This window comes from Polymorphobacter megasporae (assembly GCF_018982885.2).
In the GTDB taxonomy this organism is placed as follows: Bacteria; Pseudomonadota; Alphaproteobacteria; order Sphingomonadales; family Sphingomonadaceae; genus Polymorphobacter_B; species Polymorphobacter_B megasporae.
In genome coordinates, this window is record NZ_CP081848.1 from 1,133,831 (window position 1) to 1,148,513 (window position 14,683).

General features: G+C 67.9%; 15 protein-coding genes. 3 read left to right on the plus strand and 12 right to left on the minus strand.

Annotation, left to right across the window (positions count from 1 at the left end; translation table 11 throughout):
• Window positions 1-123: 123 nt before the first annotated feature.
• Complete coding sequence (locus KTC28_RS05245; RefSeq protein WP_216710555.1) at window positions 124-549, minus strand: RrF2 family transcriptional regulator; 426 nt, start codon at window positions 547-549, stop codon at window positions 124-126.
• 46 nt (window positions 550-595) lie between these two features.
• Window positions 596-1,540 carry a DUF5996 family protein gene (locus KTC28_RS05250; protein WP_216710554.1) on the minus strand — a complete coding sequence of 315 codons (945 nt, stop codon included), beginning with the start codon at window positions 1,538-1,540 and terminating at the stop codon, window positions 596-598.
• Window positions 1,541-2,043: 503 nt separating this feature from the next.
• Between KTC28_RS05250 and KTC28_RS05255 the strand changes: the two genes are divergently transcribed.
• Window positions 2,044-3,420, plus strand: coding sequence for a DEAD/DEAH box helicase (locus KTC28_RS05255; RefSeq protein ID WP_216710553.1), 1,377 nt, complete (start codon window positions 2,044-2,046; stop codon window positions 3,418-3,420).
• A gap of 64 nt (window positions 3,421-3,484) precedes the next feature.
• On the opposite strand, the gene KTC28_RS05260 is transcribed toward KTC28_RS05255, so the two are convergent.
• The 4 genes from KTC28_RS05260 to KTC28_RS05275 are packed head-to-tail and all read right to left on the minus strand — an operon-like array spanning window position 3,485 to window position 5,893.
• Window positions 3,485-3,940, minus strand: coding sequence for a peptidylprolyl isomerase (locus KTC28_RS05260; RefSeq protein ID WP_216710552.1), 456 nt, complete (start codon window positions 3,938-3,940; stop codon window positions 3,485-3,487).
• A gap of 30 nt (window positions 3,941-3,970) precedes the next feature.
• Window positions 3,971-4,402 carry an acyl-CoA thioesterase gene (locus KTC28_RS05265; protein ID WP_216710551.1) on the minus strand — a complete coding sequence of 144 codons (432 nt, stop codon included), beginning with the start codon at window positions 4,400-4,402 and terminating at the stop codon, window positions 3,971-3,973.
• Entirely contained in the window at window positions 4,403-5,077 is a 675-nt protein-coding gene (locus KTC28_RS05270; RefSeq protein WP_216710550.1) for a glutathione S-transferase N-terminal domain-containing protein, read from the minus strand.
• 36 nt (window positions 5,078-5,113) lie between these two features.
• The gene (locus tag KTC28_RS05275; protein WP_216710549.1) at window positions 5,114-5,893 is read right to left on the minus strand and encodes an enoyl-CoA hydratase; all 780 of its coding nucleotides are present in this window, start codon (window positions 5,891-5,893) and stop codon (window positions 5,114-5,116) included.
• A 133-nt stretch (window positions 5,894-6,026) separates the two neighbouring features.
• On the opposite strand from KTC28_RS05275, the gene KTC28_RS05280 reads away from it, so the two are divergent.
• A complete protein-coding gene (locus KTC28_RS05280) occupies window positions 6,027-6,968 on the plus strand; it encodes a polysaccharide deacetylase family protein (protein WP_216710548.1) in 942 nt (313 codons plus the stop codon).
• Between the two features lie 7 nt (window positions 6,969-6,975).
• Here KTC28_RS05280 and KTC28_RS05285 read toward each other — a convergent pair whose 3' ends face one another.
• From KTC28_RS05285 to miaB, 5 genes are all read right to left on the minus strand, one after another.
• The gene (locus KTC28_RS05285; protein WP_255602292.1) at window positions 6,976-8,637 is read right to left on the minus strand and encodes a S10 family peptidase; all 1,662 of its coding nucleotides are present in this window, start codon (window positions 8,635-8,637) and stop codon (window positions 6,976-6,978) included.
• 279 nt (window positions 8,638-8,916) lie between these two features.
• The gene (locus KTC28_RS05290; RefSeq protein ID WP_216710547.1) at window positions 8,917-9,825 is read right to left on the minus strand and encodes a hemolysin family protein; all 909 of its coding nucleotides are present in this window, start codon (window positions 9,823-9,825) and stop codon (window positions 8,917-8,919) included.
• A 5-nt stretch (window positions 9,826-9,830) separates the two neighbouring features.
• Entirely contained in the window at window positions 9,831-10,337 is a 507-nt protein-coding gene (gene ybeY / locus KTC28_RS05295; RefSeq protein ID WP_216710546.1) for an rRNA maturation RNase YbeY, read from the minus strand.
• Window positions 10,338-10,343: 6 nt separating this feature from the next.
• Window positions 10,344-11,423 (minus strand): PhoH family protein, encoded by a 1,080-nt coding sequence (locus tag KTC28_RS05300; RefSeq protein WP_216710545.1) that lies wholly within the window; start codon window positions 11,421-11,423, stop codon window positions 10,344-10,346.
• A complete protein-coding gene (gene miaB / locus KTC28_RS05305) occupies window positions 11,423-12,694 on the minus strand; it encodes a tRNA (N6-isopentenyl adenosine(37)-C2)-methylthiotransferase MiaB (protein WP_255602414.1) in 1,272 nt (423 codons plus the stop codon). Before miaB ends, KTC28_RS05300 begins: the two co-directional genes overlap by 1 nt.
• 155 nt (window positions 12,695-12,849) lie before the next feature.
• Here miaB and KTC28_RS05310 point away from each other — a divergent pair, with 155 nt between their 5' ends.
• Complete coding sequence (locus tag KTC28_RS05310; RefSeq protein WP_216710543.1) at window positions 12,850-14,025, plus strand: hypothetical protein; 1,176 nt, start codon at window positions 12,850-12,852, stop codon at window positions 14,023-14,025.
• Here KTC28_RS05310 and KTC28_RS05315 read toward each other — a convergent pair.
• A complete protein-coding gene (locus tag KTC28_RS05315; RefSeq protein WP_216710542.1) occupies window positions 14,022-14,666 on the minus strand; it encodes a DNA-3-methyladenine glycosylase family protein in 645 nt (214 codons plus the stop codon). The genes KTC28_RS05310 and KTC28_RS05315 overlap by 4 nt on opposite strands.
• Between the last annotated feature and the right edge of the window lie 17 nt (window positions 14,667-14,683).

Below are 14,683 nucleotides of genomic sequence, written 5' to 3' on the forward strand. Positions count from 1 at the left end.
CTCCCGCAGGTCGTTACCGGGACACAACGTATCTCTACCCGGTAACTAGGCAATCGACCAAAATATTCGTCGCGCTAAAGCTGCGCTACGCCGCTTCCGCGCCGATGGTGCGGCGGCCTGCGCTCAGGCGGCTTCGCGCCGTTCGACCATGTCGGCAAGCGTCGTCCCATCGAGGATCGACGCGGTGCCTTCGCGGACGGTCAGCATGACCTTGCGGATCACGCACGTCGCCTCGTCGTAGCAGTCGGCGCAGCGGTGGTATTTGGTCAGGCTGACGCACGGCACCAGCGCGAGCGGCCCTTCGATCGTGCGGATGATCTCGCCGAAGCTGATCGCGCGCGGTGCGCGGGCGAGGCGGTAGCCGCCCATCTTGCCGCGATAGCTCGCGACGAGCCCGGCGTTCTTGAGGTCGAGCAGGATGATCTCGAGAAACTTGCGCGGCAGTTTCTGGTCGGAGGCGATGACGCTGATCGGCACAGGGGCGACGCTGCCGGTACGGGCGAGGAAAATCAAAGCGCGCAGCGCGTAACGGGATCTTTGGGTCAACATCGGTACATCGCGGTAATGCACCCGCTCGCCCGCCAAAACAAGCTTTTCACGTCACAGCGCGTGGTATCCCGGGCACGCCGACTCCGCATTCGAGCGCGTCGCGGTCCCACCCGCCAAGGTCGGCGGCGGCCGCATAGGTCGACTGGAGAAACTCCATGATCGCGGCGTCGGGATCGGCGGCGGCACTGACGTCGTCGTAGCGCAGGATGAACTCACCAAGGCCGCCGTCGAACTGCGCGGCGGCAGGCGCGACCGTCGCGCCGGCGAAGCCATCGGGCGCGGGATAGGCGTAGGAATAGAAAGCGGGATGCGGATAGGCGTCGCTTCCCGGCCAGAACCCCGCGCTCGATTCCTCGTGGCTGTACGCTTCGCGTGCCACGTCGAGCGGCAGGCCGGGACCGCCCGGGTGAAGCGGCGCGCGGCGGCCGGAGAAGCGGGTGACGGCAAGGTCGAAGCTGCCCCAGAAGAAATGGACCGGGCTCGCCTTGCCGAGGAAGCAGGTGCGGAACGCCTTGAACACCGTGTCGATGCGGACGAGCGCGCGGTGGAAGTTGCGCGCCGCGGCGGCATCGTACGGACGGACCGCGTGGTCGTCGCTGAAGCGGACCGCGTCGGGCATTTCGCTCGGCGCCTGGTCGATCGTGACCTCGATGCCGAGGTCGGCGAGCGCGACCATCACCGCTGCGTAGAACGCCGCTATCAATCCCGCTTCGAGCGCGATGACCCGCTCGCCGCCGTCGCTGCACGACACCAGCAGCGTCGCCGCAAGCAGGTCGAAGTCGATCTGGAAGCTCCGCGCTCCCGCCGGGATCGACGACGTCGTCAGCCCGCGCGGCGTGACGTAGAGCGCGACGTGCCAGCTATGGTTGAGCCACGGCGACAGCGTCAGCCGCACCTTGCCCGCGACCTGCGTCATCAACTGGAGGTGCAACGCGGTCTCGCGCCATGCGGGCCAATCGAGCGTCGGCCACGGCGTCGTTTTGTCGGTCATCGCTAACGCGTCCCCCGGTGCAGCGCTTCTGGACCTGAAATGCACGGCGAAATAAGCCTGTCCTACACGCTGCCGCTCTGTCTAGGCTCGGCAGATGAGTTTGACGACTGCCCCTTTCGGCCGTGCCGTTCGACTGGAACGATGCGTGGAGAGTGTGTTTCGATTGAACGTGGCGTCAGGTTCGTCAACTTCGTCAAGCTGGCCTGACACTATCCATCAGCATAGGCACCTCCGACTCGGGTCGGCCGATATGCCCTTGCGACGCGCGTTCCGAGCAAAGCTTGACATGTTGCACCGCAGCAGCGATATGCGCGGCGCGTCAACGGACCCGTCCGTTCGGCGGGGTGCGTGATCAGCCGGGTTCCGGCGCAGGCCCCGACCTCAGGCGCAGCCAACCAAGGCTACCCATATCACGCGGGTCGTCGAACGAGCCCGCGCTCGTTTGCCGATGTCCGGTAAGCGATTGTCGTGCGGCTCCTCCGCCCACGAAAGACTATTTTCCAATGACTTACTTCTCCGACTTCGGCCTTGCCGAGCCGATCTGCCGCGCGCTCGAAGCCAAGGGCTATACCGAGCCGACGCCGATCCAGACGCAGGCGATCCCGGTCGTCATGGCCAATCGCGACCTCTGCGGTATCGCCCAGACCGGTACCGGCAAGACCGCCGCCTTCGCTTTGCCGACGATCGACAAGCTCGCCAAGGCCCCCAAGGCGCTGACCCGCGGCGGCGTCCGCGCCCTCGTCCTGTCGCCGACCCGCGAGCTCGCCTCGCAGATCGCCGAGAGCTTCACCCAGTACGGCAAGTTCATGCGCCTGTCGGTCACGACCGTCTTCGGCGGCGTGCCGATCAACCGGCAGGAGCGGATCATGGCGCACGGCGTCGACGTCCTCGTCGCGACGCCGGGCCGCCTGATCGACCTGATCGACCGCGGCGCAATCGACCTGCGCAAGGTCGAGGTGCTGATCCTCGACGAGGCCGACCAGATGCTCGACCTCGGCTTCATCCACGCGCTCAAGCGCATCGTCACGCTGCTGCCGAAGTCGCGCCAGACGCTGTTCTTCTCGGCCACCATGCCGAAGGCTATCGAGGATCTCGCCGCGCGTTACCTGACCGACCCGGTCAAGGTCTCGGTCAAGCCCGCCGCGACGACCGCCGAGCGCGTTTCGCAGGCGGTGACCTTCGTCAACCAGGGTGAGAAGCCCGCGTTGCTCCAGATGATCCTCAAGCAGGACGGCGTCGATCGCGCGCTCGTCTTCACGCGGACCAAGCACGGTGCCGACCGCGTCGTCCGCCAGCTTGGCAATTCGGGCGTCGAAGCCGCCGCAATCCACGGCAACAAGTCGCAGGGCCAGCGCGAGCGCGCCCTCGAGATGTTCAAGAAGGGCCAGGTCAAGGTTCTCGTCGCGACCGACATCGCCGCGCGCGGCATCGACATCGACGCGGTCAGCCACGTCATCAATTACGAACTGCCGAACGTCCCCGAAAGCTATGTCCATCGCATCGGCCGGACGGCACGCGCCGGAGCCGGTGGCTCGGCGATCGCCTTCTGCGCCGACGACGAGCGGCCGTTCCTCCGCGATATCGAGAAGCTGACCCGGATGAAGGTCGACATCCTGCCGCTGCCCGAGGACTTCCGTTCGCAGGTCGCAAAGACCGCCGCAGTCGAAAAGGCCGCGCCGCACGTCCCCCGCGACGTCGATCCCCGCAGCATGGCCGCACGTCCGCACGGTAACAATGGTCGTCGCGGTGGCGGTGGCGGTGGTGGCGGCCGTGGTGCCGGCGGCGGCGGTTATGCCGGCGGCGGTGGCGGCGGCGGTGGACGCCCGGCACGCGACCCGCGCGTCGTGGTCAACCCGGTCCGTTCGCGCGGTCCGCGCTAAGCTAACCGAAAGGGCCGCCGTTCCCTCGGGAACGGCGGCCCTTTTTTCGTTCAGGCCCGATTGATCAGACCGCGCGTGCCTTGAGAATCTTGCCCGGTGCGCGCGGCGGCTCGCCCTTCGGAAGGGCGTCGATGTGCTCCATGCCCGACACGACCTCGCCCCAGACGGTGTACTGGTTGTCGAGGAACGGTGAGTCGCCGAAGCAGATGAAGAACTGGCTGTTCGCCGAGTTGGGGTTGCTCGTCCGCGCCATCGACGCAGTGCCGCGCTTGTGCGGCTCCTTCGAGAATTCAGCCTTGAGGTCGGGCTTCTTCGAGCCGCCGCTGCCAGTGCCGCTCGGGTCGCCGCCCTGCGCCATGAAGCCCGGAATGACGCGGTGGAAGACGACGCCGTCGTAGAAGCCCTCGTTCGCCAGCTCGGCGATGCGCGCGGTGTGGCCGGGGGCGAGATCGTTGCGCAGCTTGATCGTGACGTCGCCGCCGTCGAGGGTCAGCACAAGGTTTTCAGGCGTATCGGTCATCGATTTACTCCGGTGAATGCGGAGGCGTACTTAGGGACGCAGCGCGAATTCGCCAAGCGCGGTTCGCAGCAAATCAGGGATCGGCGCGGGTCCGGCATCGCCGCGATGGACCATGACGGTGTCGCACAGCCCGATGCATCCGCCGGGCTGGAACAGCCCCATCGCTACCCGCCAGCTCGACGTCCCCGTCGCCATGACCGCGACCCCGATCGATGTCGGGACGCGATACTTGCCCTCGCCGAGATAGTCGATTTCGACCCGTGCGACGAGAAAGCGCGGGCGGCCGACGCCAAAGCTGTCGCGGATGTGCCAGTTGAAGCGGACCCGCGCCTCCTCGTACAGCCCTGCAACGGCGACGTTGTTGAGGTGGAAATTGACGTCCATGTCGCCGAAGCGGGTCTCGACCGCGACGCTCCACGGATAGGCGGACGCGTCGAGCCGTCGCGGGTCGTGGCGCGCCATCTACGGCTTCGGCGCGTCGGCAGGCGGCGGCGCGCTGACCGCCTCGCCCTTAGTGTAAGCGGCAATCGTCGCCGGTCGTGCGCCGATCGCCTCGACCCAGCGCGCGACGTGGGCGTGGTCGTCGATCAGTCCCAACGCGGCGACCGCGCGAACCCACGGGTAGCTCGACATGTCGGCGACCGAATAATTCGCGCCCGCGGTGAACTCGCTCTCGGCCAGCCGCCGGTCGAGGACGCCGAGCAGGCGCTGGGTTTCGTCGGTATAGCGCTTGATGCCGTACGGCACCTGCTCGGGGGCGAAACGGACGAAGTGCATCATCTGGCCGGTCATCGGACCGAGTCCGCCGACCTGCCAGAACAGCCACTCCTTGACGGTCACGCGCTCGCGCAGCGTCTCGCCGGCAAAGCGCTTCGCCTTTTTCGCGAGGTACAGCAGGATCGCCCCCGATTCGAAGATGCTCAGCGGGTCGCCGCCGCCGGGCTGGTCACCATCGCCGGGTTCATGGTCGACGATCGCCGGCATCTTGTTGTTCGGGCTGATCTTAAGGAAATCGGGGGCGAACTGGTCGCCCTTGCCGATGTTGATCGGGTGGATCGTATAGTCGAGCCCGGTCTCCTCGAGCATCAACGTGATCTTGTGCCCGTTCGGCGTCGGCCAGAAGTACAGGTCGATCATGGTCGTGGCTCCTTAGATGCGCGACTTGGCGCGGGCTTACTGCGTCCGCCCGCGCGCCTGGACGGCAACGCGGTTGGTGGCGATGGTGTCGGGGGTGACGGCAGCGTTAGCGGCGGCACCGCGCTCGTGTTCGATCGCCAGTCCCTCGGCGAAGGTCGCGGCGAAGCCGTCGTCGATCAGTCGCTTGTAAGCGGCAGAAAAGCCCGGTTCGACCTGCGCCATGTCGGCGGCGAGCGCGCGCGCGGCGGCCATCAGTTGCGCGGCGGGGACGACGCGGTTGACGAGGCCCCAGCGCTCGGCAGTCGCGGCGTCGAGGAAGTTGCCCGACAGCGACAGCTCCTTGGCGCGGTGGATACCGATCAGCCGCGACAGTTTCTGCGACAGCCCCCAGCCGGGCATGATGCCGACGCGGGCGTGGGTATCGGCGAAGCGCGCGGTGTCGGCGGCGATGAGCACGTCGCAGGCGAGCGCCAGTTCGAAGCCGCCGGTGATGGCAACGCCGTTGATCGCGCCGATGACCGGCTTGCGGCACTGCTCGACTGCCTTGACGGGGTTGGCGCGCGGCTCGGTGCCGGTTGCGTCGGCCATCGCGCTGGCGTCGGATCCCAACTCCTTGAGGTCGAGCCCGGCGGTGAAGGCGCGGTCGCCTGCACCGGTCAGGATCACCACGCGCACTGCGTCGTCGGCGTCGAGCGCCGCCATCGCCCGCGCGAGATCGGCGCGCATCGCCTGCGACAACGCGTTCATCGCCTGCGGTCGATTCATCGTCACGGTGGCGATCGTGCCGTTGAGCGTCACCGTCAGAACTTCGGACACAGGCGACTCCGGTTGTGGGGGACGCGGCGACCCTATCGCTTCGCGCGGGGGAAGGTCAAAGCGCCGCTTGGCGACGGTCGTGATCTGCGCAAAGAAGGCGCGTTGGGGGTTCTTTTCAAAGGCGAGTGACCGAATGTCGAAGCGCGCGCTGATCGCGTTGATCCTGCTTGCCGCAAGCCCGGTCCATGCCGGCAGCGTCGCGCTGACCTTCGACGACCTGCCGGTGTTCGGGCGGACCAAGCCGGTCGCCGACGGGGCCGCGATCACGCGCAAGTTGCTCGCGGGATTGCAGGCGAACCACATCCACGCGATCGGCTTCGTCAACGAGAGCCAGCTCGAGGACGATCCGGCGGGGCGGACCGCTTTGCTCGCCCGCTGGCTCGATGCCGGGATGGACCTTGGCAACCACACCTTCTCGCACCCGTCGCTCGATACGCTGCCGGTCGACGACTATATCGCCGATGCTGCCAAGGGCGATGCGGTGACGCGGGTCCTCGACGCAGCGCACGGCAATGTGCCACGCTGGTTCCGCTTCCCGTTCCTTGAGACCGGGCCGACGCTGGCGATCCGCGACCGCTTTGCCGCGTGGCTGCGAAGCGACGGCTACCGCGTCGCGCCGGTGACGATGGAGAATTCCGACGACATCTTCGCGATGGTCTATGACGAGGACATCGGCCGGGGCGACAAGCGCGCGGCGCGCAAGGTCCGGCGGGAATACATCGCCTTCTCGCGCCGGATCATCCCGTGGTATCGTTCAGCCGCGCGAATGCTGCTCGACCGCGAGCCCGCATACGTATTCCTGCTCCATGCCAGCCGCCTCAACGCCGACAGCATCGGTGCGCTGGCAGGAATCCTCCGCCACGAGCACCTGCGCCCGGTATCGCTCGACACGGCGATGACCGACCCGGCTTATTCGTTGCCCGACACTTATGCCGGGCCGAACGGCGACGACTGGCTCGAACGCTGGGCGTACACGCAGAAGAAGGACCTGCCGTGGGACGTCCTGCCGGTGCCCCCGGGCGGCATTTCGCTCGAGGCGGCGCGGCTCGATTCAGGGCCTGCGAAGGAGCCGTGACCGCTTGCTACCGCGGCGCCGCGTCGTCGTAGAAGCGCGCAAGGTCAGCCTTCATCGAATGGAGCGCCTCGGTGTTGAGATAGACCATGTGCCCCGACGGGTAATACGCGAAACGCAGGTTGGGGCGCAGCGTCCGGTCGATCTGCATGTGGCCAAGGTCGTATTCGGTGCCGAAGAACGGCGTCGCCATGTCGTAGATGCCGTTCAACGAGTAGACCAGCAGGTGCGGATTCTCGCGCATCGCCGCCGAAAGATCGAGCGCGGTATCGGCGTTGGTCGTCGCGCCGCCGCCGCGCTGCCCCGGCGCGCGGTGGTTGAAATCCCACTTCAGCGTCTGCGAATAATAGGTCGGGCGGTAAGCCATGTCCGACGTGAAGCCGAGGTCGTGCGCGAGATAGTGGTGAAAGCTCGACACGAACGCGCCGGTGATGCCGGTGTCCGACGGGTCGAATTCGGGTGATTCAGCGGCGGCGTCGACATCGATGCCGGTGAAGCGGCTGTCGTAGCGCCCGAGCGTCCGCCGCTGGTCGCGGAGCAATTCCTTGCGGAAGCGGCCGAGATCGACGCGAAGATCGCTATCGAGGATGAACTTGACCGGCAGACCGGTGAAGCCCGCCATCTGCTGCGCGATCGCCGACCGCTCGGCGTCGGGCAGGTCCTGCCCCTGCGCCAGTGCCTGCGCATACGGCCCGCGCGAAAATGCGCGCGCCTGGGCGAGGAAGGCGGGCAGGTCGGCGGGCGCCGGGATGCGGTGGTGATACGCGGCGGTCGCGGCATAGCTCGGCAGATAGTTGATCAGGTCCTGGTCGAGCCCGACCGCACGACGCCCGTAGTTCATGATCGACGACAGCAGCACGACGCCGTTCAACTGTACCCCGTCCTGCGCCAGCCGATACGACAGGCCCCCTGACCGCGTCGTGCCGTACGATTCGCCGAAAATGAACTTCGGGCTGTTCCAGCGATCGTTGATCGTCAGCCAGCGCTCGATGCCGCGCGCGAAGGCGTCGATGTCGGCGTCGGTGCCCCACAACGACTGGAGCTTGGTGTCGCCGAGCGGCCGCGAAAAGCCTGCGCCGATCGCGTCGACGAAGACGAGGTCGGACTTGTCGAGCAGGCTGTCGGGATTGTTGACGAGCTGGAACGGCGGCCCCGCAGTCGCCCCCGGGCTGTCGGTCCGCACCCGCACCGGCGCGAGCGACCCCATGTGGAGCCACAGCGTCGAGGAGCCCGGACCGCCGTTGTACAGGAAGGTTACCGGACGCCCCGGGTCCCCGGTGGTGTAGGCGACGTAGAACATGCTTGCGGTCGGCTTGCCGTCGTCGTCGCGGATCGTCACCGTTCCCGCGGTCGCGGTGTAGGCGATGCTCCGCCCGCCGATCGTCGCGGTGTGGCGCGACGGGACGCGCAATTCGCGGATCGGCGCGGTGGCGACGTCGCTGTCGCCAAGCTTGTTCTCGCGGGCGCGCGCCGCGCGCGGATCGCCGGCGGGCTGGGTGTTGGTTGCGTCGCCGCGGCCGGCTTCGTCGGGCTCGGCGGTCGTGCCCCGCCGCGCAGCGCCGCGCGGCGTCTCGGCCCCGGCGGTCGTTCCGCCGTGGACGGGACGTTCCTGCGCGAACGCCTGCGTCGTCAGTGATGCCAAGGCAAATGCAGCCACCGCGAATCGCATCATGTCGTTCCCAATCAACCGCTTGTTTCGTTAACGCCGCCACACGGCGACGTAAAGACCGCGCCCTGCACGCGGCGCGGCTCACCGATCAGGTACAAGGCGGCGCGGGCCGGAAATCTGGAAGTTGACGAAGTTGACGCCACGTCGAAACGAAACCCTCTCCCCGCGCAACCGCCGCGGTTCGCTTTCCGATCTCCGCGTGTTTCGGGTTGCGCCATCGTTCGACCTTTCGTTTCGTTCGGCGAACGCTAGTGCGAGCGGGGACGTGTAGGACAGCGAATTCTATGCGGCGGGGACCGGGGGATACAGCCGCAACCGCCGGACCATCCGCGGGTCGCCGTCGATCACCTCGAAGCGCCAGCCCGAGGGATGGTCGATCATCTCGCCGACCGCGGGAACGCGCCCCGCGAGCATGAACACCATGCCACCGAGCGTATCGACCTCGCCGCCGATTTCCTCGGCCGCGAAGACGTGCCCGGTGGTTTCCTCGAGCTCCGACAGTTCGAGCCGGGCGTCGGCCTCGTACATATCGTCGCCGATTGCCTGGAGCAGCTTCGCGCCATCCTCGTCGTGCTCGTCTTCGATGTCGCCGACGATTTCCTCGACGAGATCCTCGATCGTCACCAGCCCGTCGGTGCCGCCAAATTCGTCGACGACGATCGCCATGTGCGTCCGCCCCGACCGCATCCGCGCGAGCAGGTCGAGGACGCGCATCGACGACGGCACGAACAGGACGGTGCGGAGCAGGGTGCGGACATCGAAGTCGGTGAACGGCTTCGAGCTGACCGCGTCGTCGAAAGTCGTCGCGATGCGGGTGTAGACGTCCTTGATGTGAATCATGCCGACGACGTTGTCGAGGCTGCCCTCGAACACCGGCAGGCGGCTGTGGCCCGCCTCGCGGAACAGCTCGACGAGATCGGCGAAGCGGTCGTCGACGTCGAATGCGACGATGTCGGCGCGCGGCACGGCGGCGTCGTCGACCAGCCGTTCGCCGAAGTGGAGCAGGTTCTTGAGCATCGTCCGCTCGACCGCCGACAGGTCGTCGCGGTCGGCCGGCTCGCCGACATGCTCGTCGATCGCCTCCTCGAGGCTTTCGCGGAGCGTCGGCTCGGCACCGCTGCCGCCGATCATCGTTCGGAGACCTCGCCACAGCCGTGTGGCGAAGTCGGTGCTAGGGTGGGGGTCGGCCATATCCCTTAATCGGTCGCCGCGTACGGATCGGCAAGCCCGAGTGTCGCCAGTGCGGCGGTTTCGAGCGCTTCCATATGCTCGGCCGCGGCATCGTCGCCGTGATCGAGGCCGAGCAGGTGGAGCATGCCGTGCGCGATCAGATGGCGCGCATGATCGATAAGGCTGAGCCCCTTGGCCGCCGCCTCGGCCGCGCAGGTTTCGTATGCCAGTACGATATCACCGAGCAGCACCTCGCCGTCGTCGGAGTTGGCGAGGCCGTCGAGCATGTCGGGCTGGACCATCGGGAACGACAGGACGTTGGTCGGCTTGTCCTGGTGCCGGTACTGCGCGTTGAGGGTGTGGACCTCGGCATCGCTCGTCAGCCGCACCGCGACCTCGACGGCATAGCCCGTGCGGTCGAGATGCGCATGCGTCGTCTGCGCGAGCGCGGCGGCGACGGCGGCGGACGCGATGCCCTCCCAGTCAGCGTCGCCCCAGTCTCCGTCAGCGACTTCGGTGTCGACGGTCAGCATCGCGCTTCAGCCATCCTGCGGCGGTCCCTCGTACGCCTCGACGATCGCGCCGACGATCGGGTGGCGGACGACTTCGCGTGAGCTGAAGCGGAGCGTCGCGATGCCGGGAATGCCGTCGAGCTTGCGGACCGCGTCGGCGAGCCCCGACGATGCCGGGTTGGGCAGGTCGACCTGGTTCGGGTCGCCGCAGACGACCATCCGCGAGCCCTGGCCGAAGCGGGTCAGGAACATCTTCATCTGGAGCGGCGTCGTATTCTGCGCCTCGTCGAGGATGATGAACGCGTTCGCCAGCGTCCGGCCGCGCATGAACGCGAGCGGGGCAATCTCGATCTCGCCCGAACTCAGCCGCCGCTCGACCTGCTCGGTCGGCAGCATGTCGTAGAGCGCGTCGTACAGCGGGCGCAGGTACGGATCGACCTTGTCCTTCATGTCGCCGGGGAGGAAGCCGAGCCGCTCGCCCGCCTCGACCGCAGGGCGCGACAGGATCAGCCGGTCGACCGATCCAGCGACGAGCTGGCTGACCGCCTGCGCCACCGCGAGATAGGTCTTGCCGGTGCCCGCCGGCCCGAGCGCGAAGATCACGTCGTCGCGGCCGAGCGCCTCGATATATTTCACCTGCGTCGGCGAGCGCGGCACGATCGTCTTGCGCCGGGTGCGGATGACGACCGCCGGATTGGGACCGCCGTCGTCGGCGAGGGTCAGCCCGGCGAGCGTCGGCTCGGCGCTCATCAGCACCGCCGCCTCGACATCGCCGACGTCGACGCCATGGCCCTGCGTCAAGCGATTATAGAGGGTTATCAGGATATCGCGGGCGCGGGCGGCGCTGTCGGCCTCACCCTCGATCGACACCTTGTTGCCGCGCGCCGCGATGTAAACGCCGAGCCGGTTTTCGAGGACGATCAAATTCTGGTCGTATTGGCCGAACAGCGGCCCGAGCAGTTGCGGCCGGTCGTATTCGAGCTCGAGCCGGACCCGGTCGCTCGCGCCGGTTACCGGAGATCCCGGGCGCTGCGGACGCGAGCCGCTGCCGCCGCCGGAACGCGTTCCCCCACCCGAACTGCTCCGGGGCGCTGGTTTCTTCGGCACTAGGCGGCAGCTCGGGTCAGGATCACAGGCGCTCCTTCGAGGCTGTTGGGCTGGGCATCGATCAGGTCGACGGTGACGATATCCCCGATCTTCGCCGATGGCGAGACGACGAATACCGATTGCAGCCATGGCGACTTGCCGATCAGCTGTCCGGGGCGGCGACCGGGGCGTTCGAGCAACACATCGCAGCGCTTGCCGACGCTGGCGCGGTTGAACGCGAGCGCGGTTTCGCCGATCGTCGCCTGGAGTTCGGCGAGCCGGGCGTCCTTGACGTCTTCCGGAACCTGCTCGCCCATCGTCGCGGCGGGGGTGCCGGGGCGCGGGGAGTATTTGAAACTGTACGCCTGGGCGTAGCCGACTTCGCGCACGATGCTGAGGGTTGCGGCGAAATCGGCATCGGTTTCGCCCGGAAAACCGACGATGAAGTCGCCCGACAGCGCGATATCGGCGCGGGCGGCGCGGAGGCGGTCGAGGATCGCAAGATAGCTCGCCCGGGTGTGGGCGCGGTTCATCGCCTTGAGAAGACGGTCGGATCCCGACTGCACCGGCAGATGGAGGTACGGCATCAGCTGCGGCAGGTCCCGATGCGCGGCGATCAGCTCGTCGTTCATGTCGCGCGGATGCGACGTCGTGTACCGCAGGCGCACCAAGCCCCGCACGGCGGCGATCCGCGCCAGCAAATCGGCGAATGACGTCGTCACATCGCGATAGGCGTTGACGTTCTGCCCGAGCAACGTGAGTTCGCGCGCACCGCCCGCGACGAGCGCCTCGGCCTCGGCGACGAGCGCGTCGGCGGGGCGCGAAAGCTCGGCGCCGCGCGTGTACGGCACGACGCAGAAGGTGCAGAATTTGTCGCAGCCCTCCTGCACCGTGAGGAACGCCGACGCGGGCACGACGGCGCGGCGCGGCGGCAGGACGGCGAACTTCGATTCGACCGGCATGTCGGTGTCGACCCCGCCCGCTTTGAGCATCGCCGGCAGCCGGTGATACGCGTTCGGCCCGACGACGACGTCGACCGCAGGGGCGCGGCGGACGATCTCCGCCCCCTCGGCCTGCGCGACGCAACCGGCGACGACGACGACCGGCTTGATCCCGTTGGGCCGCCGCGACGCCTTCAGCCGGCCGATGTCGGAATAGACCTTCTCGGCCGCCTTTTCGCGGATGTGGCAGGTGTTGAGCACGACGACGTCGGCGCGAGCGGCGTCGGGCGCGGCGGCATAGCCCTCGGCCTCGAGCAACTCGCCGATCCGCTCCGAATCATAGACGTTCATCTGGCAGCCGAAGGTCTTGACGAAATAGCTTTGGGTCACGGGGCCTCGCGCGGGTGGAGCGCCACCATAAACCGCCGCTGCCGCCGCGTCATCCGGCGTGATTGACTCGGCGACGGAGGCGTCACAATCTGCCGGCAGCATCCTTGGAGGCCATTATGCCGATCGCGCTGCTCGCCCTCATCCTCGCCGCACCGATCGCCGCGGCGTCGCCGTTGTCGCCGCCGGAGCAGGCAATCACCATCACCGGAACGCGGCTCAAGGACTATGCCGCCGCGGTCGATGCGTGCATCGCCGCGTCGTGCTCGCCGAAGCGGGATATCGTCGTGTCGATCCGCTACGCCGAGGCGCAGTTCCGCAGCGGCGATTACGTCGGCGCGCGCGCTGTCCTCGCGAAGGCGGTGCGGCGGCAGGCGGGGGCGGGCAACGTCGAGCCGGTCGCCTTGTCGCAGCTCTATCTCGCGCAGGCGAATGTCGCGGCGCATTACGGCGAGCAGCGCGACGTCCGCGCCGCGACCTATGCCAGCGCCCGGGTGACGCACGAATTTCTGCCCGCAGGCAGCCCCGACCGGCTGTGGGCCGACCTGCGCGTCGCCGACCTGCGGCTGGCAAACGACCGGCGAGACGGGTTTTCGGCGTATCGCAAGGTTGCCGCCGAAGCGCGTGCGGCGGGCCAGCCGTCGATCGCCGTTTCCGCCGACCTTCACTGGGCGTGGGCGCTGCACAAGACCAAGCTCGATTCGGAGGCGTTGCGCCTTCTCGCCGAACTCGCCGCTACGCCCGGCGATGACGCGCGCCCGTACCGGCTCGTCGCACGCGTCCTGACCGCGCGGATCGCGCGGGACCGTGGCGACAAGGCGGCGATCGATGCGGTGCTGCGCGACATCGCCGCCGAGCCCGACCCCGGCCAGCCGCTGCTCGTCTACAGCCCGCCGTTCCCCCAGCCGACCGACCCGTTCTACCGCGATCCGTTCGAGATTCCGGTCGACCGCGTCGGCAAGTCGAGCGACTTCATCGGCCTGCAATGGGTCGACATCGGCTTCGGCATCGCCGCCGACGGGAGTGTCGATAAACCCGAGGTTTTGCGCAGTTCGCGATCCTCGACATGGGCGGCGCCGCTGGTCAAGATGATCGGGGGGCGGCGGTACACGCCATCGGCGGCGACGTTGGGCGATGACGCTCCCGGCCATTACCGGATCGAGCGCTACACGTTGACCGCCGATTTCTCGGTGCCGGTCGGCTCGCTGGTCCGGCGGCGGTCGCGGGAGCCGCACTACGAACAGCTCGATCTGACCGATGGCAACGTGGCCGCCCCGGAGCACGCGCCGAGTTAGATCGGCCCCTGACCCATCGCACCCGCCGCGCCGATCAGCGTATAATGGTGCCACAGGAACACCGCGAGCGCGCCGCGATATGGCGCGAACTCGGCGACGAGCTTGCGTGTTGCGGCTTCACTCGGGCGGGCGTCGAGGCCAAGGATGCGCCCCAGTTCGATCTGGACGGCAAGGTCGCCCGCCGGGAAGATGTCGGGGCGTCCGTCGGCGAACAGCAGATAGATTTCCGCCGACCACCGCCCGATGCCCTTGACCGCGATCAGTCGCGAAATCGCTTCCTCGTCGTCCGCCGGCAGCGCGGCAAAGTCGAGCCCGTCGTGAACGCAGGCGTGAGCGAGCGCGTGGATATATGCTGCCTTCTGGCGTGACAGGCCGGCGGCGCGGAGGTCGTCCACCGGCACGTCGAGCACCGCCGACAGGTCGGTGAAGCCGCCGCACGCTAGACTCAGCTTGGCCCAGATGCTGTCGGCCGCCTTGACCGAGACCTGCTGCCCGACGATCGCCCGCATCAGCGTCTCGGGGCCGCGCTCGCGGATGCGGGGTTCGGGCATGCCGGCGCGGTCGATCGCCGCGGCGATCGCGGGCGATTTCGCGGCGATCGCGGTCATCCCGGCGTGCAACTCGGCGGCGGTCAGTCCCATGCGGCGGTCGATCCCTT